Genomic DNA, 26,450 nt, shown 5'->3' on the forward strand with positions numbered 1-26,450 from the left:
ATAGGAAGTTGAGGTGCTAAAAAGTTGGAAAAGCTTATCATTACTGCCGCCGTCACAGGAGGAGTTACATCAAGGAAAGACAACCCCAATCTGCCCATTACTCCAGATGAGATTGCTCAGGAGGTTTATGATTGTTGGAATGCAGGTGCATCGATTGCTCATATTCATGCACGGGAAAATGATGGGAGCCCGAGTCAGCGAGTAGAACTTTATCAGGAGATTGTCTCTAAAATTCGTGAACGTTGCGATATTATCATAAATTTAACAACTACTGGATGGGGGCAGAGCGGGAAAGAAGAAGACCGATGGAATCATCTCGTATCTAAACCAGAAATGTCTACCTTTACACCAGGCTCTATGAACCGCAAAGATAGCGTCATGATTAATCATCCTACATTTGTTCGTAAGCTTGCCGAAAAAACAAATGAAAATGGGGTAAAACCTGAAATTGAAATTTTTGACTTTGGAATGATTGATCAAGCTGTGAAATTAGCAAAGCAAGGATTTTTAAAAGCACCATTACACTTTCAGTTTGTTTTAGGTGTACCTGGTGGAATTCCTGCTAATTCGAAAAATTTTCTGCATCTAACAGAAAGTATTCCTCAAGGCAGTACATGGTCTATTGCAGCAGTCGGTAAAGACCAGTTGCCTATGAATCTACTTGGAATTATTTTGGGTGGTCATATTCGAACAGGGCTAGAAGACAATGTCTATTATAAATATCGGGAGCTGGCGAAAAGCAACGCTCAATTAGTACAAAGACTTGCTGCATATGCCTCTGAATTAAATAGAGAAATAGCAACGCCAACAGATGCTAGAAAAATATTAGGGCTGAAATAAGGGGAGTTCTGAATCATTATTATTTAACCTAGGGAGTGAGTATATGAATATCCATTTAAAACTCGATGATCTTCTTGATTTTTTAATAGAAAAAAAGCTTTATCATCCGGATATCATTGATAAAACCGCTAAAGGGACCGTAATAAAAGGCTTTTCCTCTATCTTTCATTCGAAACCTAATACCCTATCATGGATGAAAAACCAATCGTTTGACTGGTCAACCATTCAATCTTCTGTCGTTATTTGTGCAAGAAATGCTGTTTTACCTGAAAATACCGGCATCATATTTATTCCAGTAGAGAACCCGAGGGATACATTTGCTATTGTCATGAATAAATTTTATCCGCAAGATTCACTTTTTGGAATTTCTGAAACAGCGGTGATCGGAGAGAATTGTGAATTAGGAAATAATATTTATATAGGTCATCATGCTGTGATCGGAAATAATGTGAAAATAGGGGACAATACGCAAATACATCATAATGTGACGATTCATGATTCTACTTCTATTGGATCTAATTGTATTATTCATAGCGGAGTGGTAATTGGTGAAGATGGATTCGGCTATCACAACGATACGGATGGCTCCATCTTTAAATTACCGCATATTGCTGGAGTAATCATTGAAGATCATGTAGAGGTTGGCACTAACTCCTGCATTGTTAGAGGAAAATTAATAGATACAGTGATTAAAAATAACGTAAAGATAGGTAATTTATCGCATATTTCGCATGATGTATTTATTGATGAAAATGCAATAATTACACATCTGACACATATTGGAGGAAACACAAAAATTAATAGCCATAGCTGGATTGCTCCTGGAGTCGTTCTAAAGCAGGGGGTATCAATTGGCGAGAATGCACTTGTTGGTATGGGAGCAGCTGTCATTAGGGATGTCAATCCAAATGAAACCGTGGCTGGTGTACCAGCAAAACCCATCACCAGAAAAAGTCCAAACGCTTAATGAAAAGAAAGGTGAATTCAAGTGCTTGTTAGTATTATTCTAGCATCATATAACCGATATCCGTTTATTCTTTATAGCCTTTATGCTCTGGAGAATCAGAATTTTGATTTATCCAAAATGGAAGTTATTTTAGTCGATGATGCATCTTCAGACCAAACCCCATTCTTAAAATATTATGACCCCCCTTACGCATTTAAATATATACGAAATAAAAAAAATGCAGGTTTAGCTGCAACACGAAATAGAGGCCTTGAAAATGCGAAGGGGAGAGTCATCATTTTCTTAGATGCAGAAATGCTTGTAGATCCGAATTATGTAAGAAATAATTATCGCCATCACTTGAAAAATAAAAATTCTGTTGTCATAGGGGACAAAGTTAGAAGACTATATACTTTTATTTGTCCCGGGTTTAACGAGAGACAAATAAAAGAGGTTAATAGCCTTCTAATAAAGAGAGCTATTGTTAAAAAACGTCTATCCACAATGGTGGATAAAAACACAAAATTAGAGGATATCAGTCCCATTGTGAATCATTTAAAACACCCTCTTCAAATATTGGACAAAAGAGATATTCAACATTTTTCAAGCTTAAGGGCGTTTTCTACCCCAAAAAAAGATTTGACAAGGATATTATCCCAATTAGGACCTGATTTTGAAAAAAGTCCAATTGCATGGATGGCCTGTTTTGGAAATCTTTCTCTAAGAAAGAGTCTAGTAAAAAAAGTAGGAGGGTTTGATGCTGACTTTAAAAAATGGGGAGAAGAGGATAGGGATTTTGCGTATCGTCTGTATAAAGAAGGGGCTTTATTTATCGTTGATAAAGATTTAAAAAGATATCATCAAGAACATCTAGAATCGTCAAATAAAAAAAAGGAAGGCAAAACAAATAAGCTCCTTTTACAAAAAAAGCATCCTGAATTAAATGTTTCAATTAGAGCATTAAAATATATTCAAAAACTAGATTACGACTTTTTAAATAAAATTGTCCAGGAAGATCATACTCTTTTCAGTGATTTTCCTGGGCAGTTTGAAGAGTTTAAACGTGCAATTGTCTTAATGCTTCAACAAATTTACATTCTAAAATCGGAAAATAAGAAGGTGAAAAATGTATTGAAACATTCAGGGATTCAAAATAATCCCCTGAAAAGAGAGCAAATATTTAAGGAACGAGATCAAGTCGAATCATTAGGTAAGTATCCAAATTTAATTAAATTGTTTGACATCCTTACCAATAAATAACGAAAGCAAGGTTATTTCCATCCATCTTTCCCGTTGGATATGAATAAAGGAAGGGGTGTGATTATGGAAGTTAGTATTATCATGCCGTCGTATAACCGCTATCCCCTTAATCTTTTGAGTCTTCATTCGTTAGAAAATCAGACATTTGATTTATCCAAAATGGAAGTCATTTTGATTGATGATGCATCGACAGATCAAACTGAAGACTTAAAAAATTATCGACCTCCTTACCGATTTATTTATATTAAAACAAGGCGAAACATAGGGATTGCGGCGGCAAGAAACCTAGGAGTAAAAATGTCAAAAGGAAAAGTAATTGTTTTTTTAGACGCTGAAATGATTGTTGATCCTAATTATATTCGTAATCGCTACCGCCATCATTTGAAAAGCGAGAATGCTGTGGTAATAGGGGGAAAACCTACCGGGAAACTTTACACCTGTCTTTTTCCTGAGTTTGGGAAGAAACAAATGAAGGATATTGCCCGATTAATAAGAAAAAGACCTGTGGTAAAGGAAAGGATCGAAAAAAGTATTAACAAAAAGGTAATAAGTGAAATGATAGGGTCAACAATAAAAACGTTCATGCGTCCGATTCAATTGCTTAGTAAAGAGGACATCTACAGCTTCCGAAAATTAAAGCCATTTACTGTAAAAAGAAGTTATAACGAGTATGATTTATTAACGTATTTAGATCATAATTTGGAAAAAAGTCCCCTTGTATGGCTGGCTTGTTTAGGGAACCTGTCGATAAGGAGATCTTTTTTTGACAGGGTCAGAGGTTATGAAGAGGCTTTTAAGGGCTGGGGCCCAGAAGATGCTGAATTTGCTTATAGGCTTTATAAAGCTGATGCAAATTTTGTTGTAGAACCATCCTTAATTCGATATCATCAAGAACATCCAAAACATAAGATATTATCTGATGAAGGTGACAGGAATTGGCTCATCTTTCAAGAAAAGCATCCATATCTCGAGGTTTGCGTTCGAGCTATTGGTTTGATTGAGAAGAAGGATTATAAATTTATGGAAAACATCATAGAAGAATCCCTATCTCTTAAAAAGGAATATCATAATCAATATAAAAAATTTCAAGACTCTTTAATTTTGCTCTTAAAGGAAATTCGAATTTTAAAGTCAAGAAAAAAAACAATCCGTCATCTCATGCAAAGTTCTGGAATTGAAGCAGATGCCATGAAGAAAAAACAGATTTTTAAAGAACGAAATGAAATAGAGTCGTATGGAAAATATAAGAATTTGATTAAATTATTTGATCTCCTTACTAATAAATGATACGAACCACTAGGATGTTTTTGGAAACTCCTAACTTTTCAATTACCTATCGTATGCTTTTTTCAATAAGGAAAGGAGTATTTTTTTATGGAAGTTAGTGTTATTTTACCATCGTATAACCGGTATCCTCTTAATCTTTTGAGCCTTTATGCGTTAGAAAATCAGACATTTGATTTATCCGAAATGGAAGTCATTTTGATAGATGATGCATCAACTGATCAAACTGAAGACTTGAAAGAATATCAAGCCCCTTTCCAATTTATATATTTAAAAACAACGCAAAACATAGGGCTTGCAGCGGCAAGAAATCTAGGAGTAAAAATGTCAAATGGGAAAGTGGTTGTTTTTTTAGACGCTGAAATGATTGTTGACCCAAATTACATTCATAATCGCTACCGTCATCATTTGGATAAAGAGAATGTTGTGGTAATCGGAGGGAAACGCAGCGGGAAGCTTTATACTTATCTTTTTCCTAAGTATGGGAAGAAACAAATTAATGAATTAACCCATTTAGTAAGTACGAAATCTGTTGTAAAGAAACGAATAGAAAAAAGTATAAAAAAAAAGGTAGATAGTAAGAAGGTACGGGCAATCATAAAAAAGTTAAAGCACCCCGTTCAGTTGCTTAATAAAGAAGATATCAACAACTTTCAGCAACTAGATTTATTTACTGTGAAAAAAGATGATGAATTATTAGCCTATTTATGTGGCGATTTGGACACAAGTCCCCTTGCATGGTGGGCCTGTTTAGGGAATCTGTCAATGACAAGATCTTTTTTTGATAGTTTGGAAGGCTATGAGGAGGCCTTTAGAGGATGGGGCCCAGAAGATGCTGAATTTGCTTATAGGCTTTATAAAGCTGGTGCCAAGTTTGTGTCTGAACCAGCTCTCATTCGATATCATCAGGAACATGAAAAACATAAGTCTTTATCTGAAGAAGATGATAGGAATTGGCTTCTCTTTATGGAAAAGCATCCTGATCTCAGTGTTTGCATTCGAGATTTATCTTTCATCATTATGAAAATGGATTATGCATTTATGGACAACATCTTGAGAGAGAGCTTAACCCTCAAAGAAGAATATAATGGTAAATACAAAAAATTCGAACACTCTTTAATCATGTTGTTCAAAGAAATCCGAATTTTAAAGTCACAAAATAAGCCAATCAGTCATTTAATGCAAAGCTCTGGAATTGAAACAGATGCTATAACGAAACAACTCATCTTTGAAGAACGAGATGAAATAGAGTCCTATGGGAAGTATATGAATTTAATTGAACTATTTGATCTGCTTACAAAAATATAATAAAAAGGCTGACTAATCAATTACTAATCTACTGGTTTTTAATTGAGAAAGGAGTACTTTTTTAGATTGAATTGAATCTGATAAAAGTCTGAAAGAGCGCATATTGTTTCAGCGAAATACGATAAAGGATTACGGCAAATATAATCATTTAATTAGGTTATTTGATAGATTGATAAAAATATAGCTAAAAAACCCTAGTTAAGTAAAAAAGGTGATCATTTCATTTAAAGTGCTCATCTTTTATTATTCTCAGGCAGTGCTCCAATTCACCTCTTTCCTGCTGGATGAATAAATTAAGAAAGGGCTTAAAAAGAAAGAGCAAGGGACGAAAAAACATGAAGACAATTGTTTTTATAGGAAGCCACAAGTCAGGCACAAGTCGAGAAGCGATACAAATTGCTGATCAAATGGGTTACTTTACAGTTTTAATTACTAATAACAGGAAATTTATTGATCAAAGAGAAGAATTTCAAGATGTCCATCAAATGATATTTATGAAAGAAATTCACGACATAGAAAAACTAAAAGAAAGCTTTCAATTATTACAGGACCAAGGGAAAAATATAAAGGCTTGCATAAGTCTTATAGATCCATATGTACATCTTGCCTCAATCCTATCAAAAGAGATGGGGTTTGTTCATCTTTCAACAAAAGCTTTATACAAAATGGAAGACAAGACTCGATTCAGACATGCACTGCAGAAGCTCGATGTGAATCCATTCTATTCGGTTATGAATCCAAATGATTCTGTTCATGAAATGATAAATCAAATTGAAAGCTTTTTGCCACTCATCTTGAAATATCCTCTATCCAATGGTTCAAAGGATGTAATATTCGTGAAATCAAAGGAAGCTCTTCCTAAAGGAATTGAAATGTTAAAAACCAAATTTCCTCATTTGCCTATTTTAATAGAAGAATATTTAGACGGTCCCCAATATTTAATCGAGGTAATCGTTTGCCATGGGGATATTCATCTCATTGGAGTTGTGGAGCAAGAATTCTCACAAAAGGATACCTTTATTGTGACTGGATATAGCTTTCCCGCTGAAATGGATGAGTTCCTTTACAATAAACTAGAAATGACGGTCAAATCGATTATAAATAAATTAGAAATGTATCATGGGTCTTGTCATCTGGAGATGAGAAATGTAAAAGGTGAATGGAAATTAGTTGAGATCAATCCAAGAATGTCAGGAGGAGCGATGAATAGAATTATTCTTGAAGGAACTGGAGTGAATATCGTTCAAGAAATTATTAAAATGAACTTAGGGGAGGAACCTATTTTGAAGGGCGCGTTGTCAAATCATGTATTTGCACATTTTTTAACGGTAAGTTCCAGAGGGAAGCTGATAAAAGTTACAGGGAAGAATCGTGCTCTATCTTATGATGGTGTAAAGGAAGTTTATATAAAACCACGTAAAGGTCAAATCTTAACTGCCCCGTATTCAATGGGAGATCGCTATGCCTATGTGATTGCCTCCTCTGATTCTAAAGAGGAAGCAAAACGAATTGCAACGACAGCTGCTAAGGAAATAAAATTTTATATGGAACCTCTTTAAGGAATTTTGGCTATGGTATTAATCGGAATGTTGCATTATAAGAAGAGGCCGGATGATGTGAAAATTGCCTATGCATGTGCTGCAGTCGCAAAAATGGAAGGCTTCCATTTCTTTTATTTTTCTTATCAGTGCGTTCAATTTGATAGCCAAAAGATAAATGGCTGGATTTACGAAAAAGGAAATTGGATTCAAAAAGAAATGGATTTTCCAAATGTAATTATTAATAATAGCAGTCCTAAAAGCATTAAGCAAAAAGAAATCTATAGTCGTTTAAAAAAGATGATTCCATTTACGAGTCACACAGTAGGGAACAAAATGAAGGTTTATAAAAAAATATTACGGGATGGGGAGTTTGCAGATTATTTAATCCCGACCTTCCCTTTGGAAAGTACAGAAAAGACCATTGAATTATTAGAAAAGGCAAAAACAATCGTCATCAAGCCTTATTCCGGTAATCATGGAAAAAAAGTCATTTTTATTCAAGGGGATGCTTTAAAAGGCTTTACCATAATAAATGGTGATCATAAAGATTTGTTGGATAGTAAATCATTTGATTTATTAATTGAAGAGTTAAAACATGAACAAAAGTATTTAACTCAGCCATTTATTGAGTGTAAAACAAAAACTGGACTAACTTATGATTTTCGACTTCATGTCCAAAAAAATGGCTCGGGGAATTGGGATATTAATCTTATCTATCCACGGATAAGCGGAAGTGCCAAACTGATAAGCAATATTAGCAGCGGTGGATACCGAGGAGATCTTGACCGTTTTCTTAAAGATGAGTTTGGAAATGAATATTTCAATAAACAAAGGCTGCTTGAAAAATTCGCCATTGCCTTTGCCAGTCATTTTGAATCCTTGTATAATCATTCCTTTGATGAACTTGGGATAGATGTAGGAATGGATGAAAATGGAAAAATATGGATTTTTGAAGTAAACTGGAGACCAGGATCCAAGCATAGAGAATTTGATGTTGCAAAAAGAATCGTCCATTACGCGCATTATATGGCAAAAGATAAGGGCTAAAGTCTAATTTAATCAACTGCCTACACAAAAGCTCCCTCATTTTTATATCATGAATGTAGATGATTAGACAGATGGAGGGAGTGGCTTATGGAAAGAAACGAAAGCTCAATAAATAAGGAAAATTGTATTGGTGATGCGTTACTTGAAATAATAAACTTACAGAATCTTTTATCGAACATCTCAACTCCTTATCTCGGTAGTTTACTTGGCAGGCTCTTTAAAGTAGACACAATTCCATTCATGCTCTTTACAAAAAAGGGGATTCATCATGTTAGCAGCCATTTTATTAATATTGATTCAATAGGACAAGAGTGTTTCACAACCAGTTTTTTTGGAGTTAATTCGTATGAAAAAGGAACTCACTGTGCCAATATTACTTTACTTCGCCCATTTGACATAAATAATAGGCCTGTAACAGATTTATGTGAAGTTTATCGATTAGAAAAAACACCCGTTTGCACCGATATAGATCTATCTTGTATTTGTGGATTACAATGCTTAGATACAGATCTATTAATGAGAAAAATCATCATCGAGCCAAAATGGTAATGAAGCATCCAGATAATGGGTGCTTTTTGTTTTTTTAAGATGGATTATAACACAGGCATGAAACTAAAAAATACATAGGATAGGATACAACTGCTTTTTAGCTAACAGGAAAGTTTAAGTCTATTAACATTCTAAAGTAAAGTGTGTGTTCATTTAAATATCTGCTAATAAGATCGCATAAAGAAAACTCGCCGATTGGCGAGCCTTGGAAAGGCGAAGACAGAGGCGTAGTTGCACTTATCGCGCTCATACATGCCACGTCCTGTGGCATTCGCCCGACTAGGGCATCCTCGTAAAAGCTATCGCTTTTCCTTCGTGCGATGTTAATCGCTATCGAAGCCTTCCTTGTCCTGTCCGTCGTACTTAATTCCTAAAATTGGCAACTACGTCGGATCATCTTCTGCGTTGACAATTTATACTTTCTTAACGTGTAAGAAAAACTAAGGCATTCGCCAAAAAGGACTAGCGAACGCCAAGTTTTTCTAATTTTTTGTACCCGTAAATTCTAAAAATATTCATAAAAAATATGGAAATCTGGTTGATGGTCTTTATTACGAATCTAAAGGAGTGCTGTGAAATATGGAAAATCCAAAGATAAAAAGGAGTAAATGGGCCTTAAAAAATATTTTAGAAGAGCATGATCAGTTCCGTCAATATATCCCTGAAACAAGGTTATTTAGTAGCCATGATTTAGCTGAGATGCTTGAAATGTATAAGATGGTTTATATAAAGCCAGATAATTGGTCATGGGGAAGGGGTGTTATGAGAGTAGAGAAAATAATAACGAAAAGTGGTAAATGTAAATTTCGATACCAAAGCAAAAAAGAATCCTTTACCTTTCGTTCCTACACAGAATTATTCGATGCTATTGAAAGATCAATCAACAAAAAAATGAAGAAACGGAAAAATCATACCTACATTATCCAAAGAGGCATTCATTTATTAAAATACAATGAAGCCATATTTGATTTTCGTTTAATGGTACAGCTATCTCCGAAAAATAAATATGAATCTACCGGTATATTAGGCAGATTAGCAGATCCGAAATATATTGTAACGAATTTTCATAGTAAAGGAACACCCTATCCAGTTGAATTTTTGCTAAAACCTCATATGAAAAAAAAGGATATAAAAGAATTGAAAAAAAAATTGTACATTCTAGGTGAGGAAATTGCTCTTTTGTTTAATCGAAAGGCAATCGGATTAGATATCGGCATAGATGAAAATATGAATATCTGGATTATCGAAATAAATTTGAAGCCAGATCCTTTTGTGTTTAAAGAAATTGACGATGAAAAGATGATCAATAAAATCATGCAATATCGATTTTATTGGAAAAATGAAAAGAAATCTAAAAAAAGGGACAAATAAGCCCTAATCATATTTAGTTTTTAAATTGCAAAAGCCGGGGATTTTTTCCCCGGCTTTTGTAGTTGCTTTATAAGCAGATAAATATCTAATGAATAGATTAACGTTTCTACTCCATTATATATTGTAATACTCATATCCTATTTCTTTCATTTTGGATTTTTCCAAAATGTTTCTACCGTCAAAAATGACAGGTGACTTCATGATTGATTTATGTTTTTCCCATTCTGTGATCCGAAATTCTTCCCATTCAGTACAAATAATCACAGCATCACAATTTCTTAACGTATTTTCAATATTATTTTGTTGAATGACCCTCTGATTTCCAATTTTCGCTTTAGGATCATAGCAGGTAACATTTGCTTGCTCAGCTAGTAGTCTGTCGATAATTCGAAATGCTGGGGATTCCCTTGTATCGTCAGTATTTGCTTTAAAAGAGATACCTAAGATAGCAATATTTTTCCCCTTTAATTTCCCAAGCTTGCTTTTCACCATATGAATAAAATGAATAGGCTGTGTCTCGTTTACCTCTTTTGCAGCTTCCAAAATGGTCAAACGGTGGTTTGATTTTTTTGCGGTGTATAAAAGGGCACTTACATCTTTCGGAAAACAAGATCCTCCAAATCCAATCCCTGCCTTTAAAAAACTATTCCCAATTCTTTTGTCATACCCGATTCCTTCAGCTATACCATCTATATGAATATCTAATGTTTTACATAATCGGGCCAGTTCATTTATATAAGAGATCTTTAATGCAAGGAAAGCATTGGCTGCATACTTGATTAGCTCAGAGGATTTAGAATCCGTTTCTACAATGGGGCAGTGGAAATTCTTATATAATTCTTTCATTATATCTCTTGCTTTTTTACTTTCAGAGCCAATCACAATTCTATCTGGATTTAAAGCGTCATGTAATGCTGAACCCTCTCGTAAGAACTCGGGATTTGATACAACATCGAATGGAATCAAAGCTTCCTGTTTTTCTTTAATCCAAGTCGTCACTAATTCGGCTGTTCCAACTGGTACTGTACTTTTATTGACGATGACTTTATATTTATCCATATATTTTCCAATTGATTCGGTGACGTTTTTTACATACCTTAGGTCGGCACTCCCATCTTCTCCTTGAGGGGTCCCAACACAAATAAAGATAATATCATTATCTTTTATGGCATTTTCTATATCCGATGTAAACGTAATATTTCTTTTCTGAAGATGTTTTGACAGCAACTCATCTAACCCTGGTTCGTAGAAATAAATCTTTCCAGATTGTAAGGATTTAAGCTTTTGTTCATCAATATCAAGGCCAGTAACTTGGTGACCCATTTCACAAAAAACAAGGCCTGTGGTTGTACCAACATAGCCGGTACCTACTATTAATATGTTCATAGATGTTCTCCCCCTGGTGAATAACACGGCAGTTTTCCAATTAGTACAATTTATTCAGCCAGCCTTTCAGATGTATGGACAAATACCAAAAAGGGCGATAAATAGGTGTTTTTGGAAAGGGGGCATAATCATTTATCGCAGATTAACGGGCAGTAAGACCCCCACTTCAAAGTTGCGAGAGAATCAAAGAAACCTAAGTGGGGGATCAACTGCCCGTAAAGGCCCGATTGGTTCAACTAACCATCAGTGGGAGATGAAAGCCGACTAAGAACGCCACGTCCTGTGGCAACGTCGGCACTAGCACGTCCTGTGCGTCGAAAAACCCCCATTGATGGAAGTTTCACTTTATGTGTGAAGAGGGCACCACTAGTCGAGTTTTCGACTTAGAGATGCCCCCTTAGACTGTTCATTTAACACTATGTTTTATTATGAAATTTGCTCTTCAGCTTCAGCCTGATGCAATTGTTTTTTACTTTTTCCATGTGTCAAAATTAAAATCGAAGGCAGGAAAATTCCTCTTATCAAGAACGTATCTAGTAAAATCCCCATAGCCATTATGAAGCCGAATAGGAAGAGTTCTTGTAATGGCTGTGTCATTAAGACGGCAAAAGTAGCTGCAAGGATTAATCCTGCTGATGAAATCACGCCACCCGTAACAGCAACTCCTTTTCCAACGGCTTCTTTCCAAGGAAGCTTAGTGGCTTCTTCTCTAATACGCGACACGAGCATGATGTTATAGTCAATGCCAAGGGCAACCATAAAGACAAAGGTATACACAGGCAAGCGATAGCTAATGGTGTCATAGCCCATAAGATGTTTGAAAATCCACCATCCAAAGCCGAGCGTGGAAAAATAAGATAAAAGGATCGTTGACATCATGATAATCGGCATGAGTATTGATCGTGTTTGGAAACCTAGAATCACAGTTAGCAGCACGGTGACAAGGGAGAACAAGACAATCATGTCACGATCGTTCATATGTTTTACATCTAGCTGCTGAGCGGATTGCCCAGCAAAGTGAAGATTAACTTCACTTGTAGAAAATCCGCTGTCTTTGAGCAATTGCTCCTCTGAATCACGGAGCTTCTGAACAGTGTCCAAGGCTTCCTTTTCATATGGATTGCTGTTCAATATTACTTGCAGTCTAACCGTTTGATTGGATTCTGATAAATAGTTACGTGGAAGCATCCGCGTATCCTTCATCGCTTCATCAGAAATCATCGGGGTGACAGATGCAACGCCACTTTGGCCTGCTAATTTCTGTGTAAGATCATTTACTTGATGGAAGAACTCTTCATTTATCTCAAATTCTTTGTCAGATTTTAATAGCACAGTTACAGGTGCTAATTGCCCTGCAGGATAATTTTCTTCGAGAAGCTCGAAGCCTTGGCGAGAGGGCATGTCTTCTGGGAATGATTTCAATAAATTAAATGAATATTGTATGGATGAAAAATTAAAGACACCAATAAGTAAGACAATAAGCAAGATGCTCCCTAATAATGCTGGTTTCCTCATTACTTGGTTGCTTATCTTAAACCATATTCCTTTTTTCGTTTTGCTTTCCTTCTCAACCTTTGGTACAAACGGCCAAAACGCTTTTCGACCCATTAAGGCAAAAATACTCGGGATGAGCGTCAAACCTGCTACTAAAATAACCACTACAGCCACAGAAAAGACTGGAGCAAAACTATTGTATGGCTTAAATACAGTTACAAATAATGTAAGCATCGCTAGTAGAATGGTTCCGCCACTGAATACAATTGGTTCGGAAACATGATGCATGGCTTCTTGCATGGAAGCATACTTAGATTCGTGTTTCTTTAATTCCTCGCGATAACGTGAAAAAACAAACAGGCTATAATCGGTTAAAACGGCAAACAATAAAATCAGCATGATAGAAACAGCCGAGCTATCGATTGTAAACCAATCATATTTTCCAGCTAATCCTAATATCCGGTCGACTATTCCATATACGATACCTGCAATAATCAATGGGGTAATGGCAAGCAATGGAGAACGATAAATGACGATTAAAGTGATAAAAATCAAAACAACTGTTGCTACCATTAAAATGATATCAGAACTTTTGAATAAAGAGATTGTGTCAGCTGAGATTCCGGCTGGACCTGTGATTTCAAATTTCATTCCATCCATGCCGATGTCTTTTACTTTATCCCTAATTTGATCCATTATTTTAAGAACTTCGCCAGATTCAAGATTAGGATCTAATAAAAAATTGATTAGAAGTGTTGATCCATCCTCAGAATACATTTGCTTTTGAACAGGAGGAGGAAGCGCATGAAAAGGAAGAGCACTTAAAATATTATCAGGCTTTTTATCAGAAGAAAGCCATTCGCTCAGTTCATTGATTTTTTCTTTATCTTGGTCAGTAATGCCGCCTTCACGATTAAAAACAAGGAGTGCAGGCAGTCCGTCAGTAGAAGGAAATTGTTCCTTCATTATTTGATTTGAAATTTCGGAAGGTGTATTCTCATTCACGCTTCCTTCTCCACTATTAACTTTATAATCTTTAGCTGATGGAGCGATCACGCTCAATAGAACTACCGCTAATACCCATGCTAGGATAACAAATTTAGCTCCTTTTGAACTGCTCGCAAATTTTACTATTTTTCGAAATGGCTTAAGCATTTAATCTCAGCTCCTTTGTAACTTTTTGAATTTATTGTAAAAATAGAATATGAACGGAGAATGAATGAGGTATTTCATTAAAAACTAAATTTTTTGAAATTGGTTATTTTAAAAGGAAAAAGCGAACAGAAGTATTAATCAAACGATTGATTAAGGAGAAAAGCGAACGGAAGTATCAATCAAACGATTGATTAAGAGGAAAAAGCGAACAGAAGAATTAATCAAACGATTGATTAAGAGGAAATAGCGAACAGAAGTATCAATCAAACGATTGATTAAGAGGAAAAAAGCGAACAAAGGTATTAGTCAAACGATTGATTAATTTGACAGTCTATAGAGATTTGGATAAAATGAATGAAAGTCAGTCATTGTTTTCGAGAGGAAGTGGATCATGAATAAAAAAGAAAAAATTGTTCATGCAGCCATTGAGGTTTTTAAGGAAAAAGGCATTGAAAAGACGAAGATTTCGGATATTGTGAAATTGGCTGGAATTGCGCAAGGAACCTTCTATTTGTATTTTCCGTCTAAATTGTCTGTTATGCCGGCAATAGCAGAAGTAATGGTTGAAAAAGAAATGGCAGCGGTAAAAGCTCAAGTAGATGAAAGTGCATCTTTTTCAACACAGCTTACACAGGTGGTTGACGCCATTTTTTCTTTTACCAGTGATTATCGGGAACTTCAGGCTCTTGTATATGCAGGACTTGCTTCAACTGAGCATATAAAAGAATGGGAAACCGTTTATCAGCCTTTTTATTCGTGGATCAGCCAGTTTTTACAAGAAGCAAAGATTTCAGGTGTTATTCGTCATTCCATTAATGTTGAACGCACTTCTAAGCTATTCATTGGTCTTGTTGAATCAGCGGCAGAGCAAATATATTTATATGATTCCAAGCAAGATGGGAATGCGGATACTCAAAAATTAGAAGTGATGGATTTCTTAAAGCGTGGGCTTGGGATTAGGGAATAAGAGCCTTTATTAAGGAAAAAAATGAAAATTTTTATTCGACTTGCTTAGAAAGGCATCTTTAAGTAGGTCGAAATTATTTTTTATTTAAAAAATGAATGAAAGTCAGTCATCTTAGAGGAGGATACTATGAAAGATAAAGCTTGGTTTTATGTTTTTCTAACGTGTTTTTTTGAGTTAATTTGGGTGTATGGATTTAATGTCGCAAATAGCTGGTGGCATTGGGTGATTATTATCGGAATTATCCTTATTGATTTTCACTTTCTTCCTAAAGCATGTGAAAACCTTCCTACTGGAACGGTATATGCTGTTTTTGCTGGGGTTGGTACAATCGGAACAGTGCTAATGGATGTATTCCTTTTCGGAGAAAGCTTTAGCTTGGGGAAAGTTTTGTTTATAGTCATTTTAATTGTTGGCGTAATTGGGTTAAATATTGCTGATAACAAAGAAGAAAAGGAGGCCGTTTAATATGGGCTGGTTACTGGTTTTAATTGCTGCTGCTAGTGAAATTGCTGGTGCGATTGGTTTGAAATTGTACAGTCAGCAAAAATCGCTAAAAAACGGCCTTCTATATATAGGTGGATTTGGTGCCTCATTTGTTTTTTTATATGCATCCTTCAATTATTTGCAGGTCAGTATCGCCTATGCAGTTTGGATTGGTATCGGTACAGCAGGTGCAGTTTTATTAAACATGCTTCTTTTTGGCGAATCCAAAAACAGGGGTCGAATTATAAGTTTGGGATTAATTATTATTGGCGTAGTAGGTTTGAAGGCTTTGTCGTAGAATTCCTTTCTTATTTGAACAGAATACATCTTGATAAGATACTATTTTTCTAATATCACATAATGGTAAAATATAACTTAAATGACCTTCAAGATGTATTTCGTTCAAATGTAAGGAGGAACTACTATTTTTCCCTTTTTAATTCGATTTTTTCTTTATATAAGTTTATGGGTTGGATTGTTTATATCTCCTGAACAATTAGCTAATAAGGAATTATCCTTGTTATTATTGCTTTGTGCAAGTTCGATTATTCTCTTTTTTCTTATTCCTATCTATAAAACTAGTTTGGTTCTCTTTTCATCGATGCTCACCCTTGTATTTTTTTCTATTATTTTTGTGGACATAAAGAGTTTGTATTATGGAGAATTGCTCTATCTATACATAGCTATAGAAGCGGCATTTTTTGTTCAACGACATTCCTTTTACATCATACTTGGTGTATATACGATTTTTTCAGTTATCACTCTTTTTATTCATGATAGCTTGACGATTGAATCGGTTCTGGCAGTTGGCTTCATGAGTGCTCTTCTTTATTTGTTATGGAGGAAAATTGGAGAGCGCGCGGAATTATTTTTTGTACATAATGAGGTTATTTTAGAATATCGACAGCTTAAGAGGAAGGCTCTTGAAAATGAAAGTATGGCTCGGTTGGAAGAACGGACTCGGATTTCGCGTGAGATTCATGATTCAGTTGGTCATAAATTAACAGCGGTGCTAATGCAGCTTGAAATGATGTCAATGGAGGTTAATGATCCGCGGTTAGTAACCATTAAGAAAGAGGTGCGCGATAGTTTAGAAGAAATAAGACTAGCTGTTCGTACATTGAACCAAGACGAAGCGGCAGGACTTACTTCCGTCCTCCAGCTTATTCGAAAGCTTGAAACGGAGAGTCATATTTCTATTAACTTCACAACGAAACATGGCATTTTGTCTGCAAAGCTATCAAATGATCAAAGTATTGTTTTATACCGTGTGCTTCAAGAAGCGCTTACGAATGCAATGCGTTATGCTGCTTCACGTGAGGTCATGGTTACTCTTGGAAGAACGGCTGTTGGTCATTTTCATATAAATATTCAAAATCGCATTAATAACGCTCAACCTTTTCAGCCGGGGTTTGGCTTGCAAAATATGAGAGAGCGGCTGGATGAAATCGGGGGTAGCGTGCAGGCATATCAAACGGAGGGGTTTTTTATTGTTGATGCATCTTTTCCATTGAAGGGAGATGGCTTATAAATGAAAAAAATTCTGCTAGTAGAAGATCAGGTTATTGTTCGCCAAGGGATAAAAATGATGATTGAGCAGGAAAAAAGCTTACAGGTAGTGGCAGAAGCTGGAGATGGAATGGAAGCTATATCGAAAATGGAACTTCATGCTATTGACTGTGTTGTGATGGATATACGGATGCCGGTCATGAATGGAATTGAAGCTGCACGCATCATGAAACAGAGATGGCCTCATGTAAAAATTTTAATGCTGACCACCTTTAATGATGATGAGTATGCCCTTCAGTCTTTAAAAGATGGGGTCAATGGATTTTTGTTAAAAACGGCGGAGCGTGAAGAATTGATTAAGGCGATTTTAAGCTGCATAGATGGAGGTATGCCACTCAATCAAGAAGTAACAGCAAAGGTTATGCCGCGATTGCTTTTACAAAAAAAGAAGGAAGCAGCGGATATTCCTTTAACACCAAGAGAATTAGCGATAGCCCGATGTGTCGGTAATGAGATGACGAATAAGGAAATTGCAGATGAATTGCATTTATCGATTGGAACAGTAAAAAATCATATTACCGCCATTTTACAAAAACTTGAATTGCGTGACCGTACACAGCTGGCAATCTTTGCAGTGAAGAATGATTTATCTGAATAAGATACTGGCGGAATGATTAAAGGAAAGTTTGTATATCGTTTATTTAGGAAGAGTCTTTTGAAGTATTTTACTTTGGAGGGCTTTTTTTAGTGGCAAAATCACTTTATGCGAAAATGGTAACACAAGTTATTAAATAGACCATTTCAAAGCAAAAGTCTACATCAAGTGTTCATAAAGGAAAATAAATAGACCACTTCAAATCAAAAAATCGTATCAAGTGGTCATAAAAGCAATTAAATAGGCCATTCCAAAGCGGAAAATCGCATCAAGTGGTCATAAAAGCAATTAAATAGACCACTTCAAAGCGGAAAATCGCATCAAATGGTCATAAAAGCAATTAAATAGACCACTCCAAATCAAATAATCGCATCAAGTGGTCATAAAAGCGATTAAATAGACCACTTCAAATCAGAAAATCGCATCAAGTGGTCATTAAAGCCATGAAATAGACCATTCCAAATCAGAAAATCGCATCAAGTGGTCATAAAAGACATGAAATAGACCATTCCAAAGCAGAAAATTGCATTAAGTGGTCATAAAAGCCATGAAATAGACCATTCCAAAACACAAACCCGCATCAAGTGGTTTATAAGCTTAGGCTAAGCAACTACCTCACATAGTGCTCTTCAAAGCTCACTTAAATGATAATGACTGAGGTCATGGTTAGGAGAATCATTTTGTGACGGAGGTGAGTGGGAAAGGGAATGCCTTTAGAATAAGATGAAGTTACTGAAAGGGGGAATAACAATGCTTGAAGCGATTGATATTACAAAACAATTTAAGAAAAAGAAAGTTGTTGATGGGCTGAACATGTATATCGAGAGTGGGGAGACGGTTGGGCTATTAGGTCCGAATGGGGCAGGAAAGTCGACGACCATTTCGATGATTTCATCGCTCGTTCCTCCAACTTCTGGTGATGTGCGGTTTCACAAGCAAAGTATTTTGAAGAATCCGCAGGAGCTTCGCCGTGTGCTCGGAGTCGTGCCACAGGAAATAGCTTTATACAATGATTTAACCGCAAAGGAAAATTTGCTTTTTTTTGGCCGAATACATCATATGTCAGGTAAGCAGCTTCAGAAAAAGGTGGATGAAGTGCTGGAGTTAATTGGCCTATCTGAACAAAAAAAGGTGATCACGAAGCATTTTTCTGGAGGAATGAAGCGCAGATTGAATATTGGTGCGAGCTTAATGCATGACCCTGAAATGATCATTATGGATGAACCGACGGTAGGAATCGATCCCCAGTCCCGTAATCATATTTTAGAAACAGTGAAGCGGTTAAATCAAGAGATTGGGATGTCCATTCTGTATACGAGTCACTATATGGAAGAGGTCGAATTCATATGTGATCGTATTTATATTATGGATCAAGGTCGAATCATTGCTGCAGGGACAAAGGATGAAATCAAAAGCATTCTATCAGCGGAAAAAACGCTAATCATCAAAGTTGAACAGCCAAATGAAAAATTTGTCCAAAGTATCAGGCAGGAAGCGATCGTGAAGGAAGTCCAAAGCTCTGGAAATATGATTACTATTGTCATTCCTAAAGAAGTAAACCTGTTTGCTCGTCTTTTTCAGTTAGCAGAAGGGACGGAAACGACGATCCAGTCCATTGAGGCACAAACCCCAACCCTTGAAGATGTATTTTTGCATCTTACTGGTCGGGCGCTACGGAATTAGGGGGGGATTGTTGTGTTTACCGCTTTCTTGAAAAAGCAGTTACTCGTTTTTATACGAAACCCTGAGGTAATCATCACTCAACTTGTCATGCCTCTGGTGCTTATTACGATTTTGGGATTTGCATTAGGAGGATTGTTTGAGGGAGAGAAGTCGCCAATTGAAGTGAAGGTGGCTTATGTTTCTCATGGAAACGAAGAGGATGACACAGAGGAATTTAAAACCTTCCTGCAAAAAAGTCGGCTAGCTCCTGAAGCCATCGCAGGGATTGAAGAACAAATGGATACGTTGCTGCCATTAAAAATATTAAGAGAAGACGTTCTTGAAAATGAGAAATTGAAAGAATTTGTTCTTGTTAAGGAAGTTGAACCTGAAAAATTGGCTGAGTTAAAGAAGAATAAAGACTATGCAGTGATCATTGAAGTGCCAGAGAAGTTCACTTATCATTTTCTAATGTCTGTCTTTTTCCCATCTGAGCCGACATCTGAAAAACCCGAATTGAAGCTTTATCAAAATGAAGCTCGCGAGCTTGCCACCCAATTGGTTACCGATATTATAGAGGAATTCCAACATCAATATACACTTCAAACAGCTTTAGCAAAAAAAGGTATACCGATGAATCCGGAGATGAAGCAACCAGCTGAATCTGAGGTATCCATTCAGAGTATATCTGCTGTTAAATCTGTTTCAGCCATTGCGTATTACACAATTGGTATTAGTATGATGTTCGTTCTCTATGTTGCATCCATGGCCGGTACATTTGCTTTTGCAGAGAAAGAATCAAATGTTTATACACGATTTATCCTTTCAGGAGCATCTAGAACCTCTTATTTAATGGGTACATTTATATCAGCTATTATCATTGCTTTTATCCAGTTATTGCTCCTATTTGGGTTTTCATTTCTTGCATACGGTGTAAAATGGGATGACTTATCCAGCTTCTTGGCCATTACGATTTGTATTGCCATAGCGGTTGGAGGCTTCGCAGCTCTTGTCACATCATTAAATTATCGCTTTCATTCTCAAACTTTTTCAAATTTCTTTTCATCTATTATCGTAACCATTTTTGCTTTATTGGGCGGAACCTTCGTCCCTGTCAAAGATTTGTCTGAAACAGTTGCAGAAATTGGAAAATTTACACCAAATGGAGCAGCGATGAATGCCTATTTAAACATATATCAAGGCTATGGAATTGAAACAGTGATTCCTCAGCTAGTGACGCTCTGCATCTGTGGAATTGTGTTAGCTGTTATTGGTGTGTTCATTTTCCCGAAAGAGGTGAGACAGTAATGGGTGGTTTACTATTAGCAAAAATGCAGCGATTTCTTCGTAAACCATGGACCTTTATCATCATGGTGCTCTTTACACTCGTATTTGCATATTTTATGGGTGGTAACAATGGAACACAAACCATTCCAATTGCTGCGGAAGGTGAAAATGAAATCTCGTCTTCATTGCTAGAGCAATTAAACACTTCAGATGAACTTGTTTTTCAGTCTGTTACTGAGGAGGAGCTGCGGAATCAGGTGCAAGGGAATGAGGTGGACGCAGGGATACTCCAAAATAACAAGGGTTATAGAATTCTTTATACGGTAGAATCACCCAATGTCACTTTGATCGAACAGAAGCTCACCCAAATCGTTGCAGAACAAAATGAAAGACAACATCTTCTTGGTACTGGAGAGGAAAATGGATTATCGGAAAAACAGGTGGATCAACTATTGATACAAGTGGAAGAAGAACCACTATTTCAAATTGGGATGGAAACCTTCCATGGAGGGGAATCCGTTGTTATTGACAGTCGATTACAAGGGATTTTCGGCTTCTCACTTTTTTTCGTCATCTATACGATTTCGACCCTGGTTGCTGAATTATTTGAGGAAAGACAAATGGGAATCCGTGACCGGCTAATATTATCCCCGGTTCGAAAATGGGAAATGTATAGTGCAAATTTAATTTACAGCTTTGTTCTAGGCTATGTACAAATTGTTCTCATTTTTCTTGTATTCCGTTTTGCGGCAAAGGTTGACTTTTATGGAGGATTTGGAGAGACCTTGGTTGCTCTCATTCCTTATGTATTTTCGATTGTCGCTCTATCTATGTTTCTTACTGGTTTTGTGAAAAGCATTCGTCAGTTTAATGCGCTTATTCCGCTCATTTCGGTTAGTCTAGCCATGCTAGGTGGAGCTTACTGGCCACTTGAAATTGTCTCTTCACCTTTCCTACTTGCATTATCAAATATTTCGCCTATTTCCTATGGGATGGAAATTTTAAAGGGTGTTACCATTTATCAGCTGCCATTTTCTGAGCTGTTATTTCCAATAAGCATGCTGCTTCTAATTGGTGTGGTTTTAATGGGATTGGGGATTAACGGAATGGAGCGGCGCTGAAGCTTAAACATATTGAAAAGTCTGTTCCGCATAATTTGCTGGGATGGACTTTTTTGATTTTACGATTTATCAAATCTAGTATGTTATTGGTAAATTATTAATTTTCAAACTATAATGTTATTATTAACCAGATGTGACGAGGAGATCATGATAGCTTGCTAGTTTTTTAGAAAGAATAAATCGTTTAAAAGAAAAGAGGAAAATTTCTTGGCAGTAAAAGGTATAAACCATTTTTTATTCTCTGTTTCCAATCTGGAAAAGTCTATCGAATTTTATAAAAATGTTTTTGATGCAAGGCTGTTAGTTAAAGGAAGAAGCACGGCTTATTTTGATCTCAATGGTCTATGGCTTGCATTGAATATGGAAAAGGACATTCCTCGTAACGAAATAGCTCAATCCAATACACATATTGCTTTTTCAATTGATGAAGAGGATTACGATGAGATGTATGACAAACTAAGAAAATTAAACGTTAATATTCTTTCAGGCCGTCCAAGAGATGAAAAAGATAAGAAATCCATTTATTTTACCGATCCTGATGGACATAAATTTGAATTTCATACGGGTACTTTGCAGGATCGCTTGGATTATTATAAACATGAAAAGAGTCATATGGAGTTTTTCTAAAAAAGCGCTTTAGGATGATGTGTATGGACAAGGATCTTTTGAATGCTGTCGAAGAAGCGATTGAATATATGAAAAATCATTTAGAAGCAGATATTACATCTGAGGATCTAGCTGCTAAGTATGGCTACAGTACCTATCATTTCTTGAGAGCTTTTAAGGAAGTGACAGGCGTAACTCCGCGGCACTTTTTATCGGCATTACGGATTGAAGCTAGTAAGCAAATGTTAACAAGACCCTCTAACTCGATCCTTAAATCCTTACTAAGTATTGGCTATAAAAGTATAGGCTCCTATAGCTCTAGATTTAAACAATATGTAGGGCAATCACCAAAGAGATTCAAGTTAGAATACGAGTTTTTATACCAATTTATTAATCTTTACAAAGATAAGAAAAGCTATCAAATGATATCGAAAACATCTGCATCTATTACTTGTCATATTAAAGCACCTCCAACATTTAAAGGCTTAGTATTTGTAGGATTATTCCCTCGCCCTATTCCAGACCAAAAGCCAGTTTTAGGTACAGTACTACATAATGAAGGGACATGTAAATTTGATCATGTTCCTAATGGCACGTATTATATTTTAGCTGCAGCAATACATTGGAGTACAAATCCTATGGATTATTTCATACTCGATAAAGCATTACGTGGAATTTTCGATCAGCCGATAGAGGTTAGGAAAGACACAATTGCTGAAGTCGAAATACTATTAAGAGACCCACAACCATTTGATCCGCCTATATTAATTAATTTGCCTATGCTTCTTTTTGATAGAGACAAAAAGTAAGCAATCTGGGAGAAATAATGTGTGGATTTTTCCGATAAAATGAAACTTAAATAAGGAGGAGATGTCATGTTAAATAAAGTTTGTGTGCTTACCATTCGTGTTCCAAATCTGCAGGAATCCGTTGATTTTTATTCAAATATTTTAGGTTTCAAGGTTTCAAAGTATTATGGTGCTAAGATTGTCAGTCTAGAGCATGATGAAATACCAATTGTGTTAGAGGAAAGTGAAGATGCTTATCAGAATCCGAAACAGAATGTGTTGCTAGGTTTAATATCAGCTGACCTTGATAAGGATATTAGCCATTTGAAATCAAAAGGAGTAAAAATTTTGTTTGATGAGGCAAGACCATGCCCGCCTGGCCGCTACAATATTATTGAGGACCCTGCTGGAAACCAGATCGAAGTAGTAGAGTTCTCCAATTAAGGAGTAGTGTTTAATGCAGATTCATCATCAAACATATATAAAGGCCAATCCAGAAAAGGTATATCGAACATTAATAACTGCAGAAGGATGGAATGCCTGGTTTACAGATCATACTTCCTTATACTTGAATGAAAATGGGGAAGGAAAAATAACTTTTAGCTGGTCTAGCTATGGAGTGAAGAAGGAGAATATAGAAGACGGCGGAGATATTTTAACAGCCATTCCAAATAAATTATTTGTTTTTCAATGGTCTCCAGGCGAAGGCAAAACAACGGTTAAATTTGAATTAGAGCAAGTTAAGGAAGGAACGCTTTTATTATTGGAGGAGACAGGATACACGACTTCCTCTAAAGATCTATCTGCTTGTATAGGATGTGCAACAGGATGGGGAGAAGCGATGACATTATTAAAAATGTATCTTGAATATGGGATTGTCTGTAAAGACGATTATAGATTTTAATGGTTAACCTTTAAGGAGGACATAACAAATTGGTATATGAGGTAACATTCCAAATTCGAGTAGGAGATATTGATAAGGGCCAAAAATGGTACACAACGCTGTTAAATAGGGAGCCAGATTTCATTCCACATGAAGGCTTTGCGGAATGGGAGCTGATTCCTGGCTGTTGGCTGCAAGTGGCTGAAGGGACTCACTTAGTGGGAAGTGGGCCGATCCGACTAGGTGTGGATAGTATGGAAAAAGAAAGAGAAAGATTAATGAAAGAATTAGAAGTAGAGTTCTTTCAAATATTCGAAAGAGAAGGCGTTCCTGCAAAATGGGGGACATTTCTTGATCCGTGGGGAAACCAAGTAGGCTTTTTCGAGTATTTGGATGAGAATGAAAAGCTTGAAAGGATTCAATCGATCCTTGGATCACTCTCAAAAGGTACAATATAATTTGTAAAGCTAATAATAATGGAAATATGTAAGAATCTGTTCTGATTATTTTTTCAAAACAGATTCTTTTTTTGTAACCTTGATGTTATATATATATTAATTAATGCAATATATATATTGCATTTTGTTAATAATATCATATAATAAGATTAAATTAGGAAATATTATCCTGATAAGGAGAGAATCAAATGAGTTGGTTTCGAAAAAGAAAAAAAGTGGTGGATGAACGTATTAGGAACACCCAAAACAAAATTTACAGAGAAATTTATATGCTGATTATGGTCATTTGCTTACTTTCCATAGCCGCTAAGATGTATATATTAGGGTTGGAAGCCAAACAAATTATGACTGAGCTTATCATTTTATTTGTTTCGGGTATTTACTACACTGTGCGGGCAGCAAGCTTAGGCATTTTTTCAGACGAAGTTGAAATCCATGATCGAAATAGTAAGGTCCCGTTGAGTTCTAAAAATGTATATTTTGTTCTTAGTTTTGGATTAATTATTAGTATTTTCTTTGGGGTGCGAAGTGCAATGATTTATGGGGAAGGATATTTAAATAGCATTTTTATCTTTGTGTTAGTCCTTTTTTCCTCCCTTATGATTAATGTTCCGTTTTTTCTCGTCGTGATTGTAGGTTCCTTTTCTGCAGCAAAGAGTGCCAGCCTAAAAGCATCTGAGAAAGACTTAGATGATGAGTAACAAGTGAGGAGCATCTATGAAGAATTTGAAACTAAAAGTAGCAAGAGTTGAAAAGGATTTGTCGCAGGAGGAATTAGCGAATATTGTAGGAGTGTCGAGACAAACGATCGGGCTCATTGAAAAAGGAAAATACAACCCTAGCTTGAATTTATGTATTTCTATTTGTAAGGCTCTTAATAAAACACTTGATGAGTTATTTTGGGAAGAGGAAGAAGAGTGAAGGTGGGAGGGGAAAAGGTTGGAAACAATACTTGAGCTGAAAAATGTGAAGAAAACGATTAATGGTAAAGAGATTATTAAAGGTTTAAGTTTTTCCGTACAGCAAGGGGAGATCTTTGGTTTTTTAGGTCCAAATGGTGCTGGTAAAACTACAACAATTCGAATGATTGTAGGATTAATGAAAATAAATGAAGGAGACATTATTGTCTGCGGTCAAAGTATTAAGAATAATTTTAGCCAAGCGATTAGACAGATTGGTGCGATAGTAGAAAACCCAGAGATGTATAAATTCCTAACAGGCTATCAAAACTTACTGCAGTATGCTCGTATGCAAAAAGGAATATCAAAAGAAAAAATACGTGAAGTAGTAGATCTTGTAGGGCTAACAGATCGGATTCACGATAAAGTCAAAACCTATTCTTTAGGAATGAGACAGCGGCTTGGATTAGCACAATGTTTGTTGCATGATCCAAAGCTGTTAATTTTAGATGAACCGACAAATGGGCTCGATCCTGCAGGAATTAAAGAGATTCGAGAGCATTTAAGGAAGCTGACACGAGAAGGAGGAATGAGTGTCATTGTCTCGAGTCACTTGTTATCAGAAATGGAAATGATGTGTGACAGAATTGCTATCATTCAAAATGGTGAGTTAATCGAGGTTCAGGAAGTAAATGCATTCGTTTCAGACGACCAGCTTGTGTTTTTCTTCGAGACAGGAGAGGTAGGTATTGAGGCTGCACAGTGGCTTGAAAATAAATATGAGATGGAACGAATTGAATCGGGATTTACAATTAAATGTTCTAGAGAAGACATCCCCACTATATTCAAAAAACTAACCGAATGTAATATTGCCGTTTATAGTGCTAAACCAATGACAAAAACATTAGAGGATAAGTTCTTAGAAATTACTGCTGGATAAGGAGGGGAGAT

General features: G+C 36.0%; 27 protein-coding genes. 25 read left to right on the forward strand and 2 right to left on the reverse strand.

The genetic code is table 11. From position 1 onward, the window contains the following. Window positions 1–24 precede the first annotated feature (24 nt). The 9 genes from FSZ17_RS02380 to FSZ17_RS02420 all read left to right on the forward strand — a co-directional run bounded on the left by FSZ17_RS02380 (window position 25) and on the right by FSZ17_RS02420 (window position 10,146). Window positions 25–840: a beta-keto acid cleavage family enzyme gene (locus FSZ17_RS02380; protein ID WP_057775504.1), complete on the forward strand. Its 816-nt coding sequence runs from the start codon at window positions 25–27 to the stop codon at window positions 838–840. 43 nt (window positions 841–883) lie between these two features. Beyond that, window positions 884–1,807 carry a DapH/DapD/GlmU-related protein gene (locus tag FSZ17_RS02385; protein ID WP_057775506.1) on the forward strand — a complete coding sequence of 308 codons (924 nt, stop codon included), beginning with the start codon at window positions 884–886 and terminating at the stop codon, window positions 1,805–1,807. A 21-nt stretch (window positions 1,808–1,828) separates the two neighbouring features. Continuing rightward, window positions 1,829–3,046, forward strand: a complete 1,218-nt coding sequence (locus tag FSZ17_RS02390; protein WP_057775508.1) for a glycosyltransferase family 2 protein — start codon at window positions 1,829–1,831, stop codon at window positions 3,044–3,046. A 63-nt stretch (window positions 3,047–3,109) separates the two neighbouring features. After that, window positions 3,110–4,333, forward strand: coding sequence for a glycosyltransferase (locus FSZ17_RS02395; RefSeq protein WP_057775510.1), 1,224 nt, complete (start codon window positions 3,110–3,112; stop codon window positions 4,331–4,333). A gap of 87 nt (window positions 4,334–4,420) precedes the next feature. Continuing rightward, the gene (locus tag FSZ17_RS02400; protein ID WP_057775512.1) at window positions 4,421–5,638 is read left to right on the forward strand and encodes a glycosyltransferase family 2 protein; all 1,218 of its coding nucleotides are present in this window, start codon (window positions 4,421–4,423) and stop codon (window positions 5,636–5,638) included. Window positions 5,639–5,973: 335 nt separating this feature from the next. After that, window positions 5,974–7,197, forward strand: coding sequence for an ATP-grasp domain-containing protein (locus FSZ17_RS02405; RefSeq protein ID WP_057775514.1), 1,224 nt, complete (start codon window positions 5,974–5,976; stop codon window positions 7,195–7,197). A gap of 12 nt (window positions 7,198–7,209) precedes the next feature. Beyond that, window positions 7,210–8,226 carry a YheC/YheD family endospore coat-associated protein gene (locus FSZ17_RS02410; protein WP_057775516.1) on the forward strand — a complete coding sequence of 339 codons (1,017 nt, stop codon included), beginning with the start codon at window positions 7,210–7,212 and terminating at the stop codon, window positions 8,224–8,226. Window positions 8,227–8,313: 87 nt separating this feature from the next. Beyond that, window positions 8,314–8,775, forward strand: a complete 462-nt coding sequence (locus FSZ17_RS02415; protein ID WP_057775519.1) for a CotY/CotZ family spore coat protein — start codon at window positions 8,314–8,316, stop codon at window positions 8,773–8,775. Window positions 8,776–9,354: 579 nt separating this feature from the next. Further along, window positions 9,355–10,146 (forward strand): YheC/YheD family protein, encoded by a 792-nt coding sequence (locus FSZ17_RS02420; protein ID WP_057775521.1) that lies wholly within the window; start codon window positions 9,355–9,357, stop codon window positions 10,144–10,146. Between the two features lie 114 nt (window positions 10,147–10,260). Here the strand turns inward: FSZ17_RS02420 and FSZ17_RS02425 are convergent, their stop codons facing one another. Together FSZ17_RS02425 and FSZ17_RS02435 are read right to left on the reverse strand one after the other, a co-directional pair. Beyond that, complete coding sequence (locus tag FSZ17_RS02425; protein WP_082625362.1) at window positions 10,261–11,532, reverse strand: UDP-glucose dehydrogenase family protein; 1,272 nt, start codon at window positions 11,530–11,532, stop codon at window positions 10,261–10,263. A 426-nt stretch (window positions 11,533–11,958) separates the two neighbouring features. Next, window positions 11,959–14,181: an MMPL family transporter gene (locus FSZ17_RS02435; protein ID WP_057775526.1), complete on the reverse strand. Its 2,223-nt coding sequence runs from the start codon at window positions 14,179–14,181 to the stop codon at window positions 11,959–11,961. Between the two features lie 388 nt (window positions 14,182–14,569). Between FSZ17_RS02435 and FSZ17_RS02440 the strand changes: the two genes are divergently transcribed. The 16 genes from FSZ17_RS02440 (at window position 14,570) to FSZ17_RS02515 (ending at window position 26,439) form a co-directional block, all read left to right on the forward strand. Further along, a complete protein-coding gene (locus FSZ17_RS02440) occupies window positions 14,570–15,148 on the forward strand; it encodes a TetR/AcrR family transcriptional regulator (RefSeq protein WP_057775529.1) in 579 nt (192 codons plus the stop codon). Between the two features lie 126 nt (window positions 15,149–15,274). Beyond that, entirely contained in the window at window positions 15,275–15,613 is a 339-nt protein-coding gene (locus FSZ17_RS02445; RefSeq protein WP_057775531.1) for a DMT family transporter, read from the forward strand. A 1-nt stretch (window position 15,614) separates the two neighbouring features. Then, window positions 15,615–15,929 carry a DMT family transporter gene (locus tag FSZ17_RS02450; protein WP_057775534.1) on the forward strand — a complete coding sequence of 105 codons (315 nt, stop codon included), beginning with the start codon at window positions 15,615–15,617 and terminating at the stop codon, window positions 15,927–15,929. A 177-nt stretch (window positions 15,930–16,106) separates the two neighbouring features. Then, window positions 16,107–17,162 carry a sensor histidine kinase gene (locus FSZ17_RS02455; protein WP_228460270.1) on the forward strand — a complete coding sequence of 352 codons (1,056 nt, stop codon included), beginning with the start codon at window positions 16,107–16,109 and terminating at the stop codon, window positions 17,160–17,162. Then, window positions 17,163–17,798: a response regulator transcription factor gene (locus FSZ17_RS02460; RefSeq protein WP_057775538.1), complete on the forward strand. Its 636-nt coding sequence runs from the start codon at window positions 17,163–17,165 to the stop codon at window positions 17,796–17,798. 747 nt (window positions 17,799–18,545) lie between these two features. Continuing rightward, window positions 18,546–19,478, forward strand: coding sequence for an ABC transporter ATP-binding protein (locus tag FSZ17_RS02465; RefSeq protein WP_057775540.1), 933 nt, complete (start codon window positions 18,546–18,548; stop codon window positions 19,476–19,478). A 12-nt stretch (window positions 19,479–19,490) separates the two neighbouring features. Further along, window positions 19,491–20,765 carry an ABC transporter permease gene (locus FSZ17_RS02470; RefSeq protein WP_057775542.1) on the forward strand — a complete coding sequence of 425 codons (1,275 nt, stop codon included), beginning with the start codon at window positions 19,491–19,493 and terminating at the stop codon, window positions 20,763–20,765. Continuing rightward, window positions 20,765–21,865, forward strand: coding sequence for an ABC transporter permease (locus FSZ17_RS02475; RefSeq protein WP_057775545.1), 1,101 nt, complete (start codon window positions 20,765–20,767; stop codon window positions 21,863–21,865). Before FSZ17_RS02470 ends, FSZ17_RS02475 begins: the two co-directional genes overlap by 1 nt. 207 nt (window positions 21,866–22,072) lie before the next feature. Further along, window positions 22,073–22,492: a FosM family fosfomycin resistance protein gene (gene fosM, locus FSZ17_RS02480; RefSeq protein ID WP_057775547.1), complete on the forward strand. Its 420-nt coding sequence runs from the start codon at window positions 22,073–22,075 to the stop codon at window positions 22,490–22,492. Window positions 22,493–22,515: 23 nt separating this feature from the next. Next, entirely contained in the window at window positions 22,516–23,280 is a 765-nt protein-coding gene (locus FSZ17_RS02485) for a helix-turn-helix transcriptional regulator (protein ID WP_057775548.1), read from the forward strand. A 66-nt stretch (window positions 23,281–23,346) separates the two neighbouring features. Continuing rightward, complete coding sequence (locus FSZ17_RS02490) at window positions 23,347–23,703, forward strand: VOC family protein (protein WP_057775550.1); 357 nt, start codon at window positions 23,347–23,349, stop codon at window positions 23,701–23,703. A gap of 13 nt (window positions 23,704–23,716) precedes the next feature. Beyond that, complete coding sequence (locus tag FSZ17_RS02495) at window positions 23,717–24,163, forward strand: SRPBCC family protein (protein WP_057775552.1); 447 nt, start codon at window positions 23,717–23,719, stop codon at window positions 24,161–24,163. A gap of 29 nt (window positions 24,164–24,192) precedes the next feature. Beyond that, on the forward strand, window positions 24,193–24,600 hold the full coding sequence (locus FSZ17_RS02500; protein WP_057775554.1) for a VOC family protein: 408 nt from the start codon (window positions 24,193–24,195) through the stop codon (window positions 24,598–24,600). Between the two features lie 188 nt (window positions 24,601–24,788). Then, a complete protein-coding gene (locus FSZ17_RS02505; protein ID WP_057775556.1) occupies window positions 24,789–25,301 on the forward strand; it encodes a DUF6773 family protein in 513 nt (170 codons plus the stop codon). A 16-nt stretch (window positions 25,302–25,317) separates the two neighbouring features. Beyond that, window positions 25,318–25,521, forward strand: a complete 204-nt coding sequence (locus tag FSZ17_RS02510) for a helix-turn-helix transcriptional regulator (RefSeq protein WP_057775558.1) — start codon at window positions 25,318–25,320, stop codon at window positions 25,519–25,521. A gap of 18 nt (window positions 25,522–25,539) precedes the next feature. Next, entirely contained in the window at window positions 25,540–26,439 is a 900-nt protein-coding gene (locus tag FSZ17_RS02515) for an ABC transporter ATP-binding protein (protein WP_057775560.1), read from the forward strand. Window positions 26,440–26,450: the final 11 nt, after the last annotated feature.

The organism is Cytobacillus dafuensis, assembly GCF_007995155.1.
Classification (GTDB): domain Bacteria; phylum Bacillota; class Bacilli; order Bacillales; family Cytobacillaceae; genus Cytobacillus; species Cytobacillus dafuensis.

Bases quoted from the DNA above. Each gene is read 5' to 3' on its own strand.
- FSZ17_RS02385 (WP_057775506.1), top strand. From the start codon at position 884: ATGAATATCCATTTAAAACTCGATGATCTTCTTGATTTTTTAATAGAA.
- FSZ17_RS02395 (WP_057775510.1), top strand. From the start codon at position 3,110: ATGGAAGTTAGTATTATCATGCCGTCGTATAACCGCTATCCCCTTAAT.
- FSZ17_RS02400 (WP_057775512.1), top strand. From the start codon at position 4,421: ATGGAAGTTAGTGTTATTTTACCATCGTATAACCGGTATCCTCTTAAT.
- FSZ17_RS02405 (WP_057775514.1), top strand. From the start codon at position 5,974: ATGAAGACAATTGTTTTTATAGGAAGCCACAAGTCAGGCACAAGTCGA.
- FSZ17_RS02410 (WP_057775516.1), top strand. From the start codon at position 7,210: ATGGTATTAATCGGAATGTTGCATTATAAGAAGAGGCCGGATGATGTG.
- FSZ17_RS02415 (WP_057775519.1), top strand. From the start codon at position 8,314: ATGGAAAGAAACGAAAGCTCAATAAATAAGGAAAATTGTATTGGTGAT.
- FSZ17_RS02420 (WP_057775521.1), top strand. From the start codon at position 9,355: ATGGAAAATCCAAAGATAAAAAGGAGTAAATGGGCCTTAAAAAATATT.
- FSZ17_RS02425 (WP_082625362.1), bottom strand. From the start codon at position 11,532: ATGAACATATTAATAGTAGGTACCGGCTATGTTGGTACAACCACAGGC.
- FSZ17_RS02435 (WP_057775526.1), bottom strand. From the start codon at position 14,181: ATGCTTAAGCCATTTCGAAAAATAGTAAAATTTGCGAGCAGTTCAAAA.
- FSZ17_RS02445 (WP_057775531.1), top strand. From the start codon at position 15,275: ATGAAAGATAAAGCTTGGTTTTATGTTTTTCTAACGTGTTTTTTTGAG.
- FSZ17_RS02450 (WP_057775534.1), top strand. From the start codon at position 15,615: ATGGGCTGGTTACTGGTTTTAATTGCTGCTGCTAGTGAAATTGCTGGT.
- FSZ17_RS02460 (WP_057775538.1), top strand. From the start codon at position 17,163: ATGAAAAAAATTCTGCTAGTAGAAGATCAGGTTATTGTTCGCCAAGGG.
- FSZ17_RS02465 (WP_057775540.1), top strand. From the start codon at position 18,546: ATGCTTGAAGCGATTGATATTACAAAACAATTTAAGAAAAAGAAAGTT.
- FSZ17_RS02475 (WP_057775545.1), top strand. From the start codon at position 20,765: ATGGGTGGTTTACTATTAGCAAAAATGCAGCGATTTCTTCGTAAACCA.
- FSZ17_RS02485 (WP_057775548.1), top strand. From the start codon at position 22,516: ATGGACAAGGATCTTTTGAATGCTGTCGAAGAAGCGATTGAATATATG.
- FSZ17_RS02490 (WP_057775550.1), top strand. From the start codon at position 23,347: ATGTTAAATAAAGTTTGTGTGCTTACCATTCGTGTTCCAAATCTGCAG.
- FSZ17_RS02495 (WP_057775552.1), top strand. From the start codon at position 23,717: ATGCAGATTCATCATCAAACATATATAAAGGCCAATCCAGAAAAGGTA.
- FSZ17_RS02505 (WP_057775556.1), top strand. From the start codon at position 24,789: ATGAGTTGGTTTCGAAAAAGAAAAAAAGTGGTGGATGAACGTATTAGG.
- FSZ17_RS02510 (WP_057775558.1), top strand. From the start codon at position 25,318: ATGAAGAATTTGAAACTAAAAGTAGCAAGAGTTGAAAAGGATTTGTCG.